Below are 587 nucleotides of genomic sequence, written 5' to 3'. Positions count from 1 at the left end.
CCGTACTACGAGGAATCGCAGTCGATTTACGACGTCTCTGATGAGTTTTTCGCGTTGTTCCTGGATTCGACGATGGGCTACACGTGTGCCTACTTCGAGCGCGATGACATGAGCCTCGAAGAAGCCCAGATCGCCAAGTTCGACCTGGCGCTGGGCAAACTGAACCTGGAACCGGGCATGACCCTGCTCGACATCGGCTGCGGCTGGGGCGGAGCGCTGCGCCGCGCGGTTGAACGCTTCGACGTCAACGTCATCGGCATCACGCTGAGCAAGAACCAAAGCGCCTACAGCCGCAAACTGCTCTCCGGCATCGACACCCAACGCACCGTCGAGGTCCGCTTGCAAGGCTGGGAAGAGTTCACCGACAAGGTCGACCGGATCGTGTCGATCGGCGCGTTCGAGGCGTTCAAGGCCGAACGCTATCCGGCGTTCTTCGAACGCGCCTACGACATCCTGCCCGCCGACGGCGGCCGGATGCTGCTGCACACCATCTTGGCGCACACCCAGAAGTTCTTCCGCGACAACGGCATCAAGCTGACCATCAGCGATCTGAAGTTCATGAAGTTCATCGGCGAGGAGATCTTCCC

At 60.3% G+C, this 587-nt stretch carries 1 protein-coding gene; it reads left to right on the top strand.

Annotated features, from left to right (window positions below; genetic code table 11):
• Positions 1–587 (top strand): class I SAM-dependent methyltransferase (locus tag AC5Y3P_RS22345; RefSeq protein ID WP_500048123.1); only part of this gene is annotated, 587 nt, incomplete at both ends.

The organism is Mycobacterium sp. NGS45 (genome assembly GCF_059812645.1).
This window is presented reverse-complemented; position numbering and strand designations above follow the sequence as displayed.